1 protein-coding gene is annotated in these 246 nt (G+C 43.1%); it reads right to left on the bottom strand.

The window, feature by feature from the left end; all coding sequences use genetic code 11:
- The coding region (locus R0J87_RS23395; RefSeq protein ID WP_498889368.1) for an ATP-dependent Clp protease proteolytic subunit at positions 1 to 217 on the bottom strand (217 nt) is incomplete at its 3' end.
- Positions 218 to 246 lie beyond the last annotated feature (29 nt).

The following is a 246-nucleotide window of genomic DNA, read 5'->3' as shown; positions in this document are numbered from 1 at the left end:
GGTACAACAGCTGAGCAACGACGGAGCTTGCTACGGCATCATTAACCGGCGTTCCCAAAAAGATAATACGATCTTTAAGCAGTCGCGAATAGATATCAAAAGCGCGTTCGCCCCTTTCGGTCTTCTCAACCACCATGGGCACCAGGCTGTTGTTTTGGATCCGGGAAACGTCTGCATCTTCAATATTAGGTACTTCGTATAAAGGTTGCTTGTTCATAATCTTTTTAAAAAATAAGACTTAATTAC

It is taken from the genome of Halomonas sp. SIMBA_159 (assembly GCF_046536035.1).
Taxonomy (GTDB): Bacteria; Pseudomonadota; Gammaproteobacteria; order Pseudomonadales; family Halomonadaceae; genus Vreelandella; species Vreelandella venusta_A.
This window is presented reverse-complemented; position numbering and strand designations above follow the sequence as displayed.